Annotated in this window: 18 protein-coding genes; 9 read left to right on the top strand and 9 right to left on the bottom strand. The window is 36.6% G+C overall.

Annotation, left to right across the window (positions count from 1 at the left end; all coding sequences use genetic code 11):
* Window positions 1-108: 108 nt before the first annotated feature.
* Complete coding sequence (locus tag AW165_RS14080; RefSeq protein ID WP_081410670.1) at window positions 109-1,134, top strand: fatty acid desaturase; 1,026 nt, start codon at window positions 109-111, stop codon at window positions 1,132-1,134.
* Window positions 1,135-1,235: 101 nt separating this feature from the next.
* Here AW165_RS14080 and AW165_RS14075 read toward each other — a convergent pair whose 3' ends face one another.
* Complete coding sequence (locus AW165_RS14075; protein ID WP_060466170.1) at window positions 1,236-1,844, bottom strand: LysE family translocator; 609 nt, start codon at window positions 1,842-1,844, stop codon at window positions 1,236-1,238.
* Between the two features lie 255 nt (window positions 1,845-2,099).
* Between AW165_RS14075 and AW165_RS14070 the strand changes: the two genes are divergently transcribed.
* From AW165_RS14070 to AW165_RS14055, 4 genes are all read left to right on the top strand, one after another.
* Window positions 2,100-2,972, top strand: a complete 873-nt coding sequence (locus tag AW165_RS14070) for a LysR family transcriptional regulator (protein WP_060466169.1) — start codon at window positions 2,100-2,102, stop codon at window positions 2,970-2,972.
* A gap of 369 nt (window positions 2,973-3,341) precedes the next feature.
* Window positions 3,342-4,328 carry a DUF1852 domain-containing protein gene (locus AW165_RS14065; protein ID WP_060466168.1) on the top strand — a complete coding sequence of 329 codons (987 nt, stop codon included), beginning with the start codon at window positions 3,342-3,344 and terminating at the stop codon, window positions 4,326-4,328.
* Between the two features lie 21 nt (window positions 4,329-4,349).
* A complete protein-coding gene (locus AW165_RS14060) occupies window positions 4,350-5,393 on the top strand; it encodes a methionine synthase (protein ID WP_017400049.1) in 1,044 nt (347 codons plus the stop codon).
* A gap of 185 nt (window positions 5,394-5,578) precedes the next feature.
* Window positions 5,579-6,070 (top strand): flavin reductase, encoded by a 492-nt coding sequence (locus AW165_RS14055; RefSeq protein ID WP_032055233.1) that lies wholly within the window; start codon window positions 5,579-5,581, stop codon window positions 6,068-6,070.
* A gap of 53 nt (window positions 6,071-6,123) precedes the next feature.
* Here the strand turns inward: AW165_RS14055 and AW165_RS20305 are convergent, their stop codons facing one another.
* Window positions 6,124-6,540, bottom strand: coding sequence for an NF045616 family extracytoplasmic (lipo)protein (locus tag AW165_RS20305; protein ID WP_060466167.1), 417 nt, complete (start codon window positions 6,538-6,540; stop codon window positions 6,124-6,126).
* Between the two features lie 697 nt (window positions 6,541-7,237).
* Between AW165_RS20305 and AW165_RS14045 the strand changes: the two genes are divergently transcribed.
* Together AW165_RS14045 and AW165_RS14040 are read left to right on the top strand one after the other, a co-directional pair.
* Window positions 7,238-7,834, top strand: coding sequence for a TetR/AcrR family transcriptional regulator (locus tag AW165_RS14045; RefSeq protein WP_060466166.1), 597 nt, complete (start codon window positions 7,238-7,240; stop codon window positions 7,832-7,834).
* A 314-nt stretch (window positions 7,835-8,148) separates the two neighbouring features.
* Window positions 8,149-8,772: a hypothetical protein gene (locus AW165_RS14040; RefSeq protein ID WP_060466165.1), complete on the top strand. Its 624-nt coding sequence runs from the start codon at window positions 8,149-8,151 to the stop codon at window positions 8,770-8,772.
* A 186-nt stretch (window positions 8,773-8,958) separates the two neighbouring features.
* Here AW165_RS14040 and AW165_RS14035 read toward each other — a convergent pair whose 3' ends face one another.
* Window positions 8,959-9,288 carry a darcynin family protein gene (locus AW165_RS14035; RefSeq protein ID WP_060466164.1) on the bottom strand — a complete coding sequence of 110 codons (330 nt, stop codon included), beginning with the start codon at window positions 9,286-9,288 and terminating at the stop codon, window positions 8,959-8,961.
* Between the two features lie 121 nt (window positions 9,289-9,409).
* On the opposite strand from AW165_RS14035, the gene AW165_RS14030 reads away from it, so the two are divergent.
* A complete protein-coding gene (locus AW165_RS14030) occupies window positions 9,410-10,018 on the top strand; it encodes a TetR/AcrR family transcriptional regulator (protein WP_060466163.1) in 609 nt (202 codons plus the stop codon).
* Between the two features lie 335 nt (window positions 10,019-10,353).
* Here AW165_RS14030 and AW165_RS14025 read toward each other — a convergent pair whose 3' ends face one another.
* The 3 genes from AW165_RS14025 to AW165_RS14015 all read right to left on the bottom strand — a co-directional run bounded on the left by AW165_RS14025 (window position 10,354) and on the right by AW165_RS14015 (window position 13,682).
* The gene (locus AW165_RS14025; protein WP_060466162.1) at window positions 10,354-10,941 is read right to left on the bottom strand and encodes a hypothetical protein; all 588 of its coding nucleotides are present in this window, start codon (window positions 10,939-10,941) and stop codon (window positions 10,354-10,356) included.
* A 278-nt stretch (window positions 10,942-11,219) separates the two neighbouring features.
* Entirely contained in the window at window positions 11,220-12,494 is a 1,275-nt protein-coding gene (locus tag AW165_RS14020; RefSeq protein WP_060466161.1) for a phospholipase D family protein, read from the bottom strand.
* Between the two features lie 324 nt (window positions 12,495-12,818).
* The gene (locus AW165_RS14015; protein ID WP_060466160.1) at window positions 12,819-13,682 is read right to left on the bottom strand and encodes a LysR family transcriptional regulator; all 864 of its coding nucleotides are present in this window, start codon (window positions 13,680-13,682) and stop codon (window positions 12,819-12,821) included.
* A gap of 224 nt (window positions 13,683-13,906) precedes the next feature.
* Between AW165_RS14015 and AW165_RS14010 the strand changes: the two genes are divergently transcribed.
* Window positions 13,907-14,800, top strand: coding sequence for a PhzF family isomerase (locus AW165_RS14010; protein WP_060466159.1), 894 nt, complete (start codon window positions 13,907-13,909; stop codon window positions 14,798-14,800).
* 82 nt (window positions 14,801-14,882) lie between these two features.
* Here the strand turns inward: AW165_RS14010 and AW165_RS14005 are convergent, their stop codons facing one another.
* The 3 genes from AW165_RS14005 to AW165_RS20155 form a co-directional block, all read right to left on the bottom strand.
* On the bottom strand, window positions 14,883-16,166 hold the full coding sequence (locus tag AW165_RS14005; RefSeq protein ID WP_057106871.1) for a ribonucleotide-diphosphate reductase subunit beta: 1,284 nt from the start codon (window positions 16,164-16,166) through the stop codon (window positions 14,883-14,885).
* A 313-nt stretch (window positions 16,167-16,479) separates the two neighbouring features.
* Complete coding sequence (locus AW165_RS14000) at window positions 16,480-16,716, bottom strand: DUF2188 domain-containing protein (protein ID WP_060466158.1); 237 nt, start codon at window positions 16,714-16,716, stop codon at window positions 16,480-16,482.
* A 232-nt stretch (window positions 16,717-16,948) separates the two neighbouring features.
* Complete coding sequence (locus tag AW165_RS20155) at window positions 16,949-17,077, bottom strand: preprotein translocase subunit YajC (RefSeq protein ID WP_075383816.1); 129 nt, start codon at window positions 17,075-17,077, stop codon at window positions 16,949-16,951.
* Window positions 17,078-17,256 lie beyond the last annotated feature (179 nt).

Below are 17,256 nucleotides of genomic sequence, written 5' to 3'. Positions count from 1 at the left end.
AATAGATTGGCGTTTCGAGCTAAGCACACTTAGGGTGATCTAAATAAAGTAGGGGCATGAAAAACTGAGGAATAACGGATGACCTATATTTATAAAAATCCTGCCGGAATGACCGATAGCGAAAAAACCGAACATATTAAAAAAGTAGTAACAGCAGAAGGCGTGGCTTTACGCAAACGCCACCCTATTTTGAACCATCAAAATGCCATTGGGGCGATGATTCTATTTATATCTTTGGTCGGCATGATAGCGACTGCCGTGCTCTATATAAATCATCAACTTTCAGCTTGGTTTGCAATTCCAATTATTGCTTTTTTTGCATCGCTCACCCATGAGTTAGAGCATGACCTGATTCACTGGATGTATTTTAGAAAGAAACCATGGGCACATCATTTAATGATGGGCTTAGTCTGGTTAGCTCGACCAAGTACCATTAACCCGTGGAAACGTCGTGAGCTGCATTTTAACCATCATAAAAACTCAGGCACCGAAGTTGATTTAGAAGAAAGAGCTTTAACCAATGGAGAGCAGTGGAGCATACGTCGACTCATCGCGATTGGTGATAACGGCTTGGCGGTCTTGTTTCGTATTATTTCTGCAAGCAATTGGGCGGTTAGAAAAGTAATTTTTAAACGTGCATTTATGGCTTATTTCCCGCTAGGGATTATTCACTGGTCGCTGTGGTATATCTTTTTAGGTTTTCATGCAGTAGATACTGTTTCAAGTTGGGCGAATGCACCGATTGCTTGGTCAGCTACCACTTTAAATATTATGCATGTGGTTAATATTTTGACTGTTGTTTGGGTTGCACCGAATGTGCTGCGTACCTTCTGCTTGCACTTTGTGACTAGTAATATGCATTACTATGGTGATGTCGAACTGGGTAATGTCATTCAACAAACTCAAGTATTAAAGCCGTGGTGGATGATGCCGTTCCAACTCTTTTGCTTTAACTTTGGTTCGACGCATGCCATCCATCATTTTGTGGTGAAAGAACCATTCTACATTCGACAAATGACGGCACCAGTTGCCCATAAAGTCATGCGTGATATGGGGGTGCGGTTTAACGATGTCGGAACCTTTAAAAGAGCAAACCGTTGGAACCTAAATGATTTATCTGAGTCAAAAAGTTAAAGCATAGCTTTTTATCTCACTCAAAAGGACTGAGTTCTGTACAAAACACTCAGTCCATTAATTATAAATTCACCCTAAAGATTATTAAAAATTAAACGGCTCTACTGAAACTGAGTAAAAAGCAAAATCACACCTAATACACATAAAATTGAACCAATCACCTTATTAATCTGTACTTGCTTGGCTAACATTTTTTGCCTTAACAGCATGGATGAGAACAACACCGCCACCAGTGAAAACCATACAAAATGGGCAAAAGACATAAAAAAGCCATAAGCCAAAAGAATGGTTTTAGGCGTGGTTAAGCTCACAATTTGCGTATAGGTGCTAATCACAAATAGCGTGGTTTTAGGGTTCAGGGCGTTGGTAAAAAAGCCGTATTTTATGGCTTGCAAAGTACCTATAGAAGTTAAAGCCGCAGTGTCTAAAACTGGTTTTTGAGTAAAAGTTTTATAGCCAATATAGATCAGATAAAGTGCGCCAATATACTTAACAATATTCAAAATTTGTGGCGTATAAGTCATCACAAACGTAACAGCAATTAATGTATAGGTCACATGCACCAACACCCCAAGCGATATTCCAAGTGAAGTCAAAACGCCTATTTTTCTGCCGTACAAGTAACTATTTTTCGTAACGATCGCGAAGTCAGCTCCGGGGCTAACCACCGCCAAAATCGTAATGAGAATAACCGCAATAAACTCTGCCATTATCTTGCACCCTCACTGAAAATGAGGGGGTTGATCAGTACTTTTTGGAATGTATTTGAGAGGAGAACTGTTTTGCTTAAAGCTGTTATTCTTTTCATGAGAAAGATTAAGGCTTTACATTTTGGAGGATAGATATCGATATTCAATATGTTTTTCATCATCTAAAATGGGGCTTAATAAAGATGATTTTTATTTTGAACAGAAACCTAAAAATAAAAATCGATAAAAATGACTACACATCTATGAGTTTTTAGAATGATTGAAAGAATATCGCTGAATTCATTAAAATTTTTCTATTTTGTGGCGAAGTATGGCAGCGTGACTTTAGCTGCAAAGAAATTATTTGTGACGCAAAGTGCGGTCAGTAAACAGATTTATAATTTAGAAGAAGCTTTAAATACGGCTTTATTCGAGCGAAAAAACAAAACACTTGTGATGACCGAGCAGGGCGAAATTTTATTGAGTTGTTGCCATCAAGTTTTTGGTCAACTCGATGAATGTTTAATAGAACTCAGCCAGCCTAAAACTCACAACAAACAACTGGTCTTGTCGTGCGAGCCGACTCTTTCCATGAAATGGCTCATTCCTCGGTTATCAAAATTTAAAAAGCTTGGTCATGATTTTGAGGTTGTGCTACTCACAGCAGGCGGCGTGGTCGACTTTGAAAAAGATAATATTGATATCGCAATTCGCAGAAATGACTTTGATTGGGGAGAGCATATTTATAGCGAAAAGATTGCCGATGAATATATCGCTCTAGTTCAAGCAACTAAGCCATCGGAAGCAAACGACGTACTCATCTCGACCTCTAGACCCAATTTTTTCAAAAGCATGAGTCGCATTACTGAGTTAAAGCAGAGTTTAAAAGGCTACGCTAAAGTTGAACTCGAACATTTTTATCTATGTTTAGAAGGCTGTTTAGCGGGACTTGGCGCAACAGTCATCTCAATTTATATGATTGAAAAAGAGCTTGAGTGGAACTTACTGAAAAAAATTTCACCTGTTGTGCAAGATAACTCAGCCTATTTTTTACTTTCTCATAGCGCTTTTGAGGAAGATTCACGCAAAACCATATTTTTAGAATGGCTAAAAGCAGAGATGAATGAAACTCAGCACACATTACTTTAGGTTGATTCTTTTTAAATTGAATTTTTCTTTTTAAGCTTTTGAAACTAATAATAAATATTTGAAATGATTAAGGTGCCGTGTGAGCGCCGTATCTTGAATTTCTGATGTCTAAAATTCTCTAAGATGAAAAATATTTAACTTCATACTTATTTATTAAACTCTAAACATGAATTTCACTCAGTTTGTAATGAGACTAAATCATTTTTATTCATGTTGTGATTGCGGTATAAATCTATTCATGCTCTGAAGCGTTCCAGTCATTCACTTTTGATAAGACCATAAGGCACAAATCTGACAAGTCTGGAAAGTTTAAAAAGAGCAAAAAGTTTTTATTTAGGTTTTATCTCAGAAATTAGGGTACTGATCACAATGAGTAAAGAATTTACATTTACGATTAAGAGTATTTGTTTCGATGAGAACTATCGTCCAGCAGACAATACACGTATTACAACCAACTTTGCTAACTTAGCAAGAGGGATGAGCCGCGAAGAGAATTTGCGCAATACATTGCAGATGATCGACAATCGTTTCAATGCCTTAGCTCATTGGGACAACCCTAAAGGCGACCGCTATGGCGTTGAACTTGAAATCATTTCAGTTGAAATGAATATTGATGCCGAAAACCGTACCAGCGGGCTTCCTTTAATTGAAATATTGAAAACCAATATTGTTGATAAGAAAACCAATGAACGCATCGAAGGTATTGTAGGCAACAACTTCTCGTCTTATGTACGTGACTATGACTTTAGTGTGCTGTTGTTAGATCATAACAAAAACAAGTCTACGTTTAGCACGCCAGAAAAGTTTGGTGAATTGCACGGTAACTTGTTTAAGAGCTTTATTAACTCTGAAACTTACAAAGCCAACTTTAAAAAGGCGCCTGTGATTTGCTTAAGCGTTTCGACGACTAAAGAGTACCACCGTACTGAAAATGAACATCCTGTTTTAGGTGTTGAATACAAGCAAGAAGACTATTCACTCACTGATGAATATTTCCAAAAAATGGGCTTAAAAGTTCGCTACTTCATGCCGCCAAATAGCGTTGCGCCGTTAGCGTTCTATTTTACAGGCGATTTGTTGAGTGATTACACCAACCTTGAGTTGATTAGTACCATTAGTACGATGGAAACATTCCAAAAGATTTACCGTCCTGAAATTTACAACGCAAATTCAGTAGCTGGAAAATCTTATCAACCAAGCTTGAAACACGAAGATTATTCACTTACTCGAATTGTGTATGACCGTGAAGAACGTAGCCGTCTGGCTATTGAGCAGGGGAAGTTTGTTGAAGAGCAATTTATCAAACCATACCAAGCGATTCTTGAGCAGTGGTCTGCTAATTACGCTACTAATTAATCAACATACGGGTTATTGATCATGAAAAAATTATTACCAACTTCAACTGCTGGCAGCTTACCAAAACCGTCTTGGCTTGCAGAACCTGAAAAGCTTTGGTCGCCTTGGAAACTTGAAAACGAAGGCTTAGCCGAAGGTAAAAAAGACGCGTTACGTTTGGCTTTGCATGAACAACAACTTGCTGGCATCGACATTGTGAGCGATGGCGAACAAACTCGCCAACACTTTGTGACCACGTTTATTGAACACTTAAATGGCGTAGATTTTGAGAAGCGCGAAACAGTTCGTATTCGTGACCGTTACGATGCAAGCGTACCATCTGTTGTAGGTGCGGTGTCTCGTCAAAAGCCTGTGTTTGTTGAAGATGCGAAGTTTTTACGTCAGCAAACCAATCAACCAATTAAGTGGGCATTACCTGGCCCAATGACCATGATTGATACGCTTTACGATGGTCACTACAAGAGCCGTGAAAAACTTGCTTGGGAATTTGCCAAAATCTTGAACCAAGAAGCGCGTGAGTTAGAAGCTGCTGGTGTAGACATTATTCAGTTTGACGAACCTGCATTTAACGTATTCTTTGACGAAGTAAATGACTGGGGCATCGCGACTTTAGAGCGTGCAATTGAAGGTCTAAAATGTGAAACTGCGGTGCACATTTGCTATGGTTACGGCATTAAAGCCAACACTGACTGGAAAAAGACACTTGGTTCAGAATGGCGTCAATACGAAGAAGCTTTCCCGAAACTTCAAACGTCTAACATTGATATCATCTCGTTAGAATGTCACAACTCACATGTGCCTATCGATTTACTCGAACTCATTCGCGGTAAAAAAGTAATGGTCGGTGCAATTGATGTTGCATCTAACCAGATTGAAACACCAGAAGAAGTGGCTAACACACTACGTAAAGCGCTTCAGTTTGTAGATGCTGACAAGCTTTATCCTTGCACAAACTGCGGTATGGCACCTCTTTCTCGTGAAGTGGCACGCGGCAAGTTAAATGCTTTAAGTGCAGGTGCAGAAATCGTTCGCCGAGAACTGACTGGTTATGATCTTACTGCTTAATATTTACCAATAAGTGGTATAAAGGGTTACTTTTTTGATGGCAGTTGATAATCAAACAAGTAACCCTCATTTTACTTACTACATGTCGCTCTAATCAGATCGCATGTCGATAGTACCTTCCTGATGGAGTTGGGCGGTATAGCAAACACACAGGACAAGGTACGGTTCAATTTAGGAATAATGTCATGGTTCAAGCAACAGACTTTAGAAATGCAATGTCTTTACTCACAAGTGCAGTTAGTGTTGTGACTACGGCAGGCATGTCTGGCCGTTTTGGATTTACTGCCTCTGCTGTTTGTAGTGTGACCGACACACCTCCGACATTATTGGTGTGTATGAACCAATCTGCGAGTTCGCATGCACATTTCCTAGATAACAAAATTTTAACGGTGAATGTGTTAGGCGCACACCACGAACATATTTCAAAAGCATTTTCATCTAAGCTCACACCAGAAGAGCGCTTTAAACATGGCACATGGATTGAGTTAGAAACGGGTTCACCTGTGTTAGATGATGCTTTGGTAAGTTTCGATTGTGAGATTGAGCAAATTCAACAAGTCGGCACACACACGATTTTTATATGCCCGATCGTAGCGATTAAACAAAGCCAACATGACCAAAGTTTGGTTTATTTCAACCGTGCTTATCACCAAGTGGGACAGACCGAGATTGTCTAAACCCACTTGTTTTGTTGTTTCTGAAATAGCGAAATGAGGACCTAGGAACAATCCTATTTACAAGTTGTTTCACCGGGTTCAGGCTCTCGGATTTCTAGCTTATTGTTATGTTCTACTACACAAATACGTGTATCAAAAGTTTTGTATATATCTAAAGTAATGTCATAAACCACATTCTTTTCAAATTCTTTTAGAGGAATTTTTACACAATCTTTTTCTTCTATAGGCAGAGGGGCATTTAAATATTCTTTCTCATAAGAACTTTTAAATCCGTTTTGGTAGTCCACTTTCCCCATAAAAATCAAAAATTTCTTATCAAAAGAATAATTTGTTTTTTTAGGGTTATTGGTAAAGGCACATACATAATCTTGATGTAGCGTAACTTCTAATGGAAGAGGGCCTTGGCTACAGCCATTTAACAAACACCCAGTTGTTAATATTAAAATGGACTTTGAAGATAGTCTTATCATTTATGTTCTCGTAAAGTTCTAAAAAATATTCCAAATCAAAAAGTAAAATTCATGTGGTTTAGCTTACCGAATCTGACTCTTTTTAAAAAATAAATAAATACAATTAAATATAATATCTAAAATAATAATTAAGTTAATCTAATGAAAAACAATAAGAAATTTAATTGCTTGTCATAAAAGCTACATTGACACCTCTAAACTCTCAGATTATGCTTTGCGTGCTGGTCACATTGCCAGCCGGTTTTAGCAGACCGCATAGTAAGAGCATCAGATTATTCCTTCTGAGGAGTAGTCTCATGTGTATCAATCGTCCCTCGCTCGTCGCGGTAGGACGAGTGAGGGACACCTTCGGGTGTGCTGATTTCTTACTATCAGTCTGCTAACCCTTGCTCGTTCTGCCACCATAATTCCAAATGAATGCTTTGGCAGAACTCCCAAAATCAGGAGTTGGCTATGCACATCCATTATTTCTTGGCCTTGAGCGCCAAAAGCTATAACGACACAGCTTAAAAATTTACAGCAGCTTGAACGCCATTAGGTTTTCAGGCTTTAGTCATTTTTACTTAAAACTTAGCAAAACAAAACTTGAGATGTGCCAAGCACCGTCTTACGGCTTTGCTGTGTCTTTTTTTCTCCCAGAAAGGGCACAGGCTTTTTATCTCATTTAGAAACAACAAGAATTTATAACGGTAAAACTATGCCAACTTTAGAAATATCTTCCAAAAAATTACAGGTTGTTCAAACCGCCATCCAACTCTTTACGACGTATGGATTTCACAATGCAGGCGTAGACCTGATTATTAAAAAATCCAAAATTCAAAAAGCCACGTTTTATAACTACTTTCACTCGAAAGAACGACTTGTTGAAATGTGTTTAATCTTTCAAAAAAGCCGACTTAAAGAAGAAGTTCTGGCAATTGTCTATTCACATCGCTACCCAACTGCAGCCGATAAACTTAAAGAAATTGTCCGTTTACATGTGGATGTGAATAGCCTTTACCATCTTTTGTTTAAAGCGATTTTTGAATTAAAACTGCTTTATCCACGGGCTTACCGCATAGCAGTTGAATATCGAAAATGGCTACTAAAAGAAATTTTTGATTTGGTCTTTAGTCTGGAAACCAACAAATCCAAACCCGATGCCAACATGGTTTTAAACCTAATTGATGGCTTGATGCTACAGGTTTTAAGCTCTAACAGTTTGGATGAAAGAAATGTGGTGTTGGAGAGGTTTTGGGGGAGGGGGGTATTAAATGAGTTACTAGATGAACCCATTTTAAAAAGAGGAAAATAATGAAAACTATATTTATGAGTATTTTGAGTTGGTTGCTACATTAAAATATTAATAAAACTGTTTAGATTATTTAAATATTTAAAATTGCTAATCAAAAAAGTGTTACTTAAACTGTTTTTGTAATTATGTTTGCATGGCTTTTAATTTTAATTTGATAATAATTTTATTGTTTTTTATTTGTAATTGACGTGGAATGGGATATTTACTTATAGGTTTACTATGTTAATCTCTTGCATATTGTGATGAAAAGAGTATTTTATACTAATCATAATAAATATCTTACTAATTATTAAAAAGTATTATAGGAATAATATATGACAAACTTCGTAGATGTTCTAAAGGAAATGCGTGATCACTACCAAAATAATATTAATACTGGTGTAGCAATACCATATTATCCTAATTTGGTTGAGGATTCTTTAGATTTAATGGAGGCAACGAATAAGTATCTTGTCGCTGATGATAGTGAATTAGCAGATAATCCTGTTCAAAGTAAATTGAATGATTTACGAAATCAAGCAAAGGTTTTGGCTACTAATACTGCATCAACTATCGAAGAAAAATTAAAAAAATCTGCTAAAGAGCTGAAAGACAGTGATAATTCTGATAGTTTACACTCAAAATTTAAAGATGAACTGAATAAAATTAGAGAGGATGCTAAGAAGAAAGCAAGTGATAATATAGATAAAATGTTTGATGAAGCAGAAAAGATCGGTAACGATTTTCCAGCAGCTCAAAATCTTATCCTCGTTGCAGCACAAAAAATTAATGAGCTTATTAATGATTTATTGACTAAGATAGTTGACTATATTGTTGGTATTATTAAAAATATTGTTGAATGGATAAAAATGGCTTGGGATGCTATTACTAAAGTCTTTAATGATATTACTAAAGTCTTTAATGATATTATAATATGGATTTCGCACTGGTTTAAATAAAATAATTTATTCATAATAAGGCCATTACTATTTAAGTAATGGTCTTATTTATTTGGTAAATATTTATTCTTGTAAATTATAAAATTAATTAATTTTTGTTTTTGCGAAATTTATAAATTTAAAATTTCCATTGATTAGTATGAATTAATATCTACTGATTGTATGTAATTAACTAGATTAAAAAAATTACAAAGAACTTTCATACTCTACATATCCATCTTCAATCGCAGGAATAATCTCTACAAACTCAAAGTAGGGCACTGTACAAAACTCAGAGTCTCGAATCGCATCAATCACAAAATAATAATCTTGCAAAGATGTGGTCTCAAACACAGCAATATCACTGGCTTTAGTGCTAAACGCTTCAACGTCATACCACCGAACTTTTACAGTTGGGTACTTCGCAAAAATAGGCTCAAGCTTCTGTGCACTAAACTTAGCCCGCTTTTCACGAGTTAAAGCCAACCAAGCAGGCAAAGCTCTTAAATGAATAAAAAAAGTATAGGTTCTAGGCATAACCACTCCATGACTGAGGCGAGTTGTAGCTCAACTGAAAAGACAGCATTTGCTTGTCATATCAATATGACTCAGTCAGTATATGAGTGATTACTCACATTAAATACTCGCATTTCGGCTTATGTCAGAAGCACTTCCAGACCCACGCAAACGCCCGCGTCAAGCACGCTCAGTGGCTACCTTTGAAGCTATTTTAGAGGCGGCTGCTCGCATTTTGGAGTCTTTAGGCTTTGCTGGATTTAACACAAATATCGTGGCTGAACTTGCTGGCGTAAGCATTGGTAGCCTATATCAATACTTTCCTTCTAAAGATGCTTTAATCGTCGAGCTAATTCGACGTGAACGCGCCAAACTTTCAAATCATATCGTTGAAGTCATACAGCAAAGTGATGCCGCAGACTTAAAAGATAAACTAAAACTCATCATACATGCTGCGGTGCAACATCAATTGAGCCGTCCGCAGTTGGCACGAACTCTAGAGTTTGCTTCTGAAATCATTGGTAAAGACACTGAGGAAAATGAGCTTCAACATGAACTTGAAACCATAATTTCTGTTCTGTTTATACATTCTGGTATTTCACATTCACAGATAGCCGCACAAGATGTAATTGCTTTAAGCAAGGGTATGATTAACGCGGCAGGCATAGCAGGGGAAAGTGATTTAAACCATTTACAACAGCGAGTTGAAAAAGCTGTGTTTGGTTATTTGAATCTGAGCCAGCGGACATAAGCCAAGGTTATAGAAGAATTTTAAACATTCTTCATCTCTGCGGGTAATTTTTTAACAAATTTTTGGTTTCAAGATCTATTTAAAGAAAGAATTAGAGAAGCCTGTTTAATAAATTTTCTAACATATAAATTGAATTTTGAAATTTCCAGATTTAATTAATTTCTCTTTAAAATATTATTTGTAGAAAAATAAAAAAAGCCCAAGCACTATGAGTTGGGCTTTTTTAAAAAGTAAAACTATGATTTATATCAGATAAAAAATTACATTTTGCATAAGCTATATTATGTTGATTTTAGAAAAACTTACATAAACTCAGACTATATCTATTTCTAAAATCAGTTATTTTCTTTTACTGTTGCTGCACCAGATACACCACCTGTTGCAACAATAGCATTTACTACTGCCTGTCCTACAGCCATTCCACCACCACCAGCAGCTATTGACCCACCACCAAGCGCTGCTAATCCACTAGTTGTTGCTGCTGCTCCAGCAGTACCTGAAGCAGCTCCAATAGCAATTGCTGCATCAGCTACTCCACCACCAGCTACAACACCGATGCTAACAGCTCCCACGACTGTTCCTACTTTTTTGGCAAGTATTACATTTTCTTCAGATGCCCCAAGTAACTTTGCGGCACCACCGCTTGCATAGCCAATTCCAACACTAGCCTTTTGCACGCCATAATCAATACCTTGGCCTGCTACAGCACTACCTTTTGTAATACTAGAATCAAGTGTTTTACCTACATTTGAACAAGCATCTTTTATACTTTTTTTTGTTTTAGGATCATCAGATAATGCACTTGCCACCATACCCACACCTTGTACAGTAACGTTAGTAACAGTACCTAGACCATTACCAGCATGACGTACAAGACCACCTAGGCTTAAATTTCTCCCAATCCATTTCATTGCCTTTGACATAATTCCCCCTAAGACATTAATTTTTTTATAATTATATAATTAAAACTCTATTTGGAAAATTTATATTTATAACTAAAAAAATAATTTTTGATTACATAAATTCCCCCATTTAACATAATGAGAGTCATGCGAAATTTTCAAAAAATATAGTAACTTAAGGCTCAATTTTTTGAGTTTGCATAAGAGATTTATGTTAAGTAGAGGATCAAAAGACCCACAAATTGGGCCTTTTGCATAAGGTGTATTATGTTAATTTTAGAAAAGTTATTAAATCTAAATTAATTGACCTGTCTCACATCAAAGCCAAAATAACGTAAAACCTTTGTAGTTCGACCGTTTATAACAGGCATATTTTCATTATTTATCCATCCGATCAATTCTTGTACATTTGATTGACCAAATTCATTTAATTTAAAGTTAGGATTATAAATACAATTTGCTATACGTTTTCCTATAGGATTTTTTTGATCATGTAATAAATAAGCTAACGTATTTTTTACTTTGCTTAGTTCGTTCTGATTAAGAAATGCTTCTTTTAATGTATCTAAACCACCTTTAAAAAATCGTAGCCGGTCATGAAAAGAATGTGTTACACAAAGAGCATCTACAATTTCACTAGCTGTCGCTTCATTAATAGAATCTACACTTCCAAGAATGCTATTTATAAATGGATAGTTCTGCTTAACGATCCTTTGTTCAAAATGAGCCCAATCAATATTCATCCATTCATCAATTAAATTATTTAATATCATTCTATTATTATCATTCCAACCAAGATCTTGATCTCTCCATGTCTCATGAACTGCATGACTTTCTCGAACAAAACTAAAGAATGAATCAATTTCTAAGCGCAATGGTATAAGTTCACTATTAACTTTCCGACCTTTCTTTTTATATTCGTCCTCAATGAAGTTATAAGCATGAACTGATTCTTGATAAGTTTTTAAGAAATTATCGAAAAATAGTTCTGAACTAGATTGTTTTACTTCATATCGCTGAATATTAGGAAAATTATGATCACCTAAGACTTTTTGAACCTCATCATCAAAATCATTTATAGCATCTAGCTTATCTTTATAGCTTTTATAAACTTTTTCATACTTTTCTACTTCTTCTAGTGTTAATACCTTTGCTTCTTGCCAATACCCTAAAAATAAGTAAGTTAATTCTTCAAACCGCAAGTCATCAGGTAAGATACCTATCATGATTTCTTGATTTCTAAGTAATGCAGCTTTTGTTAAATTGGCTGATCCAACAAAAATTTTCTTATCCCCCCAGATATACAATTTAGGATGAAACTCATGACTTGTATAAAATCTAGCTTCAATATTTTTATGTTTTAGAAGATGTTTTAATGCGAGAGGAGACGTTGGAAAACCTAGTCTAACAATAATTCGAATACGACAATTGTTTTTAATTAACTCATCAATTACATCAACTTCTGTAAAAAAAGCAGACGCTATATAAATATCCATGTCCTTCTGAATTTCTTGCATTAATCCGTTCGAAAAGAAATCTTTTTTTGAATTAGTATTAGTAAATAAATCTAACATTTCAGTATCTTTGTCTTCTAAAGGTTCTATTTTAGAAGCAATAATATTCGAAAACTCTCATAAAATCTCTCTATTTAACATAATGGGTATTATCTGAGACCATATAAAAAAGATTTTAAAATTAGAGTGTTAAGAATTTTTATCCACTACAAAAAAAGCAAAATTCCGATTTTGACACAAGTCAGATTTTTTATGAGCAGATTTGATAGTTTTGGTCAATTATTTTGACTAAAAATCACTCTGTACAACTTGAGTGAGACATAACTCGGTTTAACTTAAAATTTCTTTTTTTAAATTCAAAATTAGGATAAAAGCTAATTCTTATCACAACAGATATTTTTGTAGTTCTTTTTCAATCGTTTCGCTAATCAACGCTGAATAGTCACTATCCTTAGTATCTAAATGACGCATTAACCACACTTCTTGTTTTAAAGTTTGCTCAGGTAGTATGGGTACTAAACCCGAACCCTTTGCAACAAAACAAGGCAGGGCTGTGACTCCTTGTCCTTCAATGACTGCTCGTAGTTGAGAGTGCATGTTATCAAAAGACAAAGCTGGGGCTGCATTTTGGGTGAGTTCACGCATCCATTGTGCTAAGAACGTATATTGAATGCTTCGGTCCCAACCGATTATACGATGATTCAGTAAATCATTAGCCGTTTCAGCATGTTCTGTGGAACTGGTGAGATAATCTTTACTACAATAAAGCCCGTACTCCAGTTGGCCAAGACGTCGAATAATGTAACGCCCGCTTTCTGGTCGAACAAGTCGAAGAATAATGTCAGCTTCCCGTCGGGAAAAATCAACAGGAACGACACTCGTTGACATCTCTAATTGTAAATCTGGATGCTTCAACTGCAATGCTGTTAGCTTTGACTGAAGCAACTGTTGCCCGATTAACTCAGGTAAAGCAATGCGGAACAATGATTGCTGCCCTTGATCGTTGTAACGTTCCATCGCTATTAAATGCTCTTCTGCTTTTTCAGCCAAAGCAAAAAAATGTTTTCCAACGTGGGTGAGTGTATAGCCATCACTGTCTCGAGAAAAAAGAATCGCATTGAGACTTTTCTCTAGTTCAACAGCTCTGCGATGTACGGTAGAAACACTAATACCAAGCAATTTTGCACTGCGGCTCAACCCGCCAGTTCGTCCAATAGCTAACAAAATTTTAGTATCGTCCCAGTTCATACCTTTCCATATTTAGAAAATGCGTTTGCAATAAAAACTATAGTATCCCCGATGTTTAGATTTATACAATTCAAATAACTAGTACAAAGAATCAAAACTCATTATATGAGGCGACTATAAACCTTTTTGAGCTAAGGCATGTGTCGTTGCAATTAAATAAGATTTTCTGGTTATGGCAGGAGCTATTTCTGAGATCACAATGTTAACAACAGAGGAGTTCTGCCATGACGACCATTTATGTAGTTGATGCGTTTACCACCAAACCAAATACAGGAAATCGAGCAGGGGTTGTTCTAGATGCGGACCATCTTACGACTCAAGAGATGCAAGATATTGCTGCATTCGCAGGCTATTCGGAAACTGCCTTTGTTTTGTCACCTAAAGATCAAAGCCATGACATACATGTTCGATATTTTACCCCTACACATGAAGTCCCGATCTGTGGACATGCGACGATCGCTACTCATTTTTTACGTGCAACTACTGGCCACCAATCAGACTATCCATTAATCGCAAAAACGGGGGCTGGTCATTTACCCGTTTCAATATTTGGAAGTCCAGAAGCGTTATTGGTGAAAATGACTCAAGGTCGCGTAGAGTTTTTATCACCTTTTAATGAGAGTCAACGGACTGAACTCGCAAGCGCATTGGGTGTAAGTATGAATGATTTTGCTGACTTACCAATACAAGTTGTTACGACGGGGCATTCCAAGGTGATGGTGCCCATGCTGAGCAGAGGTACGCTTGATGGATTAACTCCGAATAATGAAAAACTGAAAGCTATTAGTGCTGAAATAGGCTGCAATGGTTTTTTCCCATTTGTCTTGGAGGGTAGTAAGCAAGAACCTATTACCTATGGCCGAATGTTCGCCCCTGCAATCGGTATTAATGAAGATCCTGTAACTGGTAATGCAAATGGTCCAGCGGGAGCGTACCTTGTTCATCACGATTTAATCGAATGTGATCAGAAAGTAACTTATTGGGGATATCAAGGCTTCGCAATAGAAAAACCGGGGCGAGTTCTAGTGACAGTTGAGAAAACAGATTCAATATTACACGTCAGTATTGCAGGCCAAGCCGTTTTAGTTGGTTCAGTTCTGTACTCTGGAAAAGGTTGATTCTATTTAAGAATTTATGACATTTTGAGTAATAAAAAAACCGCTATAGATAGCGGTTTTTTTATTTAGTAGATACTTAAACTTACCAGCTTAACGCACCACCAGTTTGGTAGTCAGTTACGCGAGTTTCGAAGAAGTTCTTCTCTTTACGTAAGTCCATCATCTCAGACATCCACGCAAATGGATTCGTTACACCAGCAAATTGTTCTGGTAAACCTAACTGAGATAAACGACGGTTACAGATGAATTTCAAATATTCTTCCATCATGCTTGCGTTCATACCCAATACACCGCGTGGCATCGTGTCACGTGCATATTCGATTTCAAGCATCGTACCTTCAACAATCATTTGAACCACTTCTTGTTGGAACTCAGCAGTCCAAAGGTGAGGGTTCTCAATCTTGATTTGGTTAATCATGTCGATACCAAAGTTCAAGTGCATAGATTCATCACGCAAGATGTATTGGAATTGCTCAGCAACACCGTTCATCTTGTTACGACGACCCATACTCAAAATTTGAGTAAAGCCACAGTAGAAGAAGATCCCTTCAAGTACACAGTAGAATGCGATCAGGTTACGAAGTAAACGCTGGTCGTTTTCAGGTGTGCCTGTGTGGAAATTAGGATCAGTTAAAGATTGAGTATATTTCAAGCCCCAAGCTGCTTTACGTGCAACAGATGGAACTTCACGGTACATGTTGAAGACTTCGCCTTCGTCCATACCTAAAGATTCGATACAGTATTGGTAAGCGTGAGTGTGAATTGCTTCTTCAAATGCTTGACGCAAGATGTATTGACGGCATTCAGGGTTAGTAATGTGACGGTAAATCGCCAATACTAAGTTGTTTGCAACCAAAGAGTCCGCAGTCGAGAAGAAACCTAAAGAACGCATAACAATAGTACGTTCGTCTTCAGTTAAGCCATTTTCAGACTTCCAAAGCGCGATGTCATGGTTCATGTTAACTTCTTGAGGCATCCAGTGGTTTGCACACCCGTCAAGATATTTCTGCCAAGCCCACTCATATTTAAATGGTACAAGTTGGTTCAAATCGGCACGACAGTTAATCATTGCCTTGTCGTCAACTTGAACACGTTGAGCACCCATTTCTAGCTCTTCAAGGCCAGGGGCAACGTCTAAATGTTCTAAGGCTTGAGCGGCTCTAGCCACTGTATCGGAGGCAACTGTTGGTCGCACGGAATGGGTTCCAGCGGATTGTGGAGCTGCCATGCTCGGCGATGATGGCTGCGCAGTAGATACATTCTGCGAATCTGACGCTTTTTCCGATTGGACGGGCGCAGACTTGTGTTCAGGTGTAGTCGGTTTTTGCGAATCATCTTCAAAATCGTCCCAACTAAGTATAGACATATCAATTCTCTCAAAATTTATACGCCCAATTAGGAGAAACTTATGAAACAAATATTGCCAATATTGTTCAGAAATTCAGTGGGCGAATTTAGTTCTTAATAAGTTGAGTACTATTGTAGTTATCAAATGATAATTTTGATAGCTGTTTTAAGGACGAATAGATGAATTTTGAGCATATTAAGGATTATATAATTGTTTTTGAATGCAATAAAAAATGTAAAAAAATCATCAATTTATGTTTTTATTTGATAGCCTTTATTACCCCGATCTAGGTCGAGGTAATAAGGAATTTTGTTTAATTTGAGGGAATAAATTACCCTTTAATATTCCTAGGATCATTTCCGTTTGGAATAGTATTTTTCTCTCTGATAAGTTGATTAACCCCTTTAATAGTTAATTCACCACCACCAGAGTTTTTCAACATAGTTCTTGCAGAATCAATAGCATCACGTTGTGTTGTATGGGTTGAAGAAGCACGACTATTGCCATTAGCTTTATTCACCCATTCGTTACCACGTTTATATACCATTCTGTCAGTTGATTTGCTCATAAGAACACTCCTAAAGTTTGAGCCATTAATAATGGTTAATTTGACGATGGCTTTAAACTAGTTCAGAATATTCCCTAGCTGTTTCGAAAGAATAGTCATCGCCCAAAAGATAACCTTATGTCTTTTGGGAAAAGGGAAGCATCGTTGACGCGGTGTTTCCCTTTCTCATTTTGGATATTTAAAGAGTAATTTCTTATCCATAACCAAAAGAAATAATTCATTAATTTTAAAACTATTTGTTTTGCTTACGTTGCTGCTTACGTATTTTTAAAAATGCATAAATCATTGGAATATAAAAAAATAAAAAGGCTAAGACTAGTACAAATACTCCTAACTCATAGTTATGACTTAAATTGGACATAATCTTAGCCTTCTTTTTATTTATCGAATTTATCGTTGTGATAATGGTTATTAGTGATGTTGTAAATATTTTTCGTATTATTGGAGTTATTACGATTTCCAATATTCGTAAAATTTACACAGATCTTATAACTTACCATCGTAATCAACGCGACTATTAACCCGATAAAAATACTTGTA

Source organism: Acinetobacter sp. LMB-5 (assembly GCF_001541635.1).
Classification (GTDB): Bacteria; Pseudomonadota; Gammaproteobacteria; order Pseudomonadales; family Moraxellaceae; genus Acinetobacter; species Acinetobacter pittii.
This window is presented reverse-complemented; position numbering and strand designations above follow the sequence as displayed.